This window comes from Bradyrhizobium cosmicum, assembly GCF_032290525.1.
In the GTDB taxonomy this organism is placed as follows: Bacteria; Pseudomonadota; Alphaproteobacteria; order Rhizobiales; family Xanthobacteraceae; genus Bradyrhizobium; species Bradyrhizobium cosmicum_A.
On record NZ_JASXTA010000286.1, the window covers coordinates 1 to 265 of the forward strand.

Sequence of the window (265 nt, forward strand, 5' to 3'; positions counted from 1 at the left end):
GGGCCGAAGATTGGCGACATCTTCGCGGCCCTTCTTGTCGCTCGCGACCGCGAGCGCGCCGGCAAGATCGAGGAGATCGCCGTCGGTGTGATCGAGTCCAACTACGAGGGGTTTCTGTACTACGAAACGCTGGACTCATTCCTCGCTGGTGAAGGAGACGTCGACCCGAACGTCCAGCCGCCGACACCGATCGGTCCGCCGGAAGCCGAGCAGCCGCAAGTGACGCTGAAAAAGGTGGTGAAGCTGTTCGTGCCGCCTGAGGCGC

Annotated in this window: 1 protein-coding gene; it reads left to right on the forward strand. The window is 63.4% G+C overall.

Annotated elements, in window-relative coordinates:
• The coding region (locus tag QSV46_RS39995) for a hypothetical protein (RefSeq protein WP_314964137.1) at positions 1-265 on the forward strand (265 nt) is incomplete at both ends.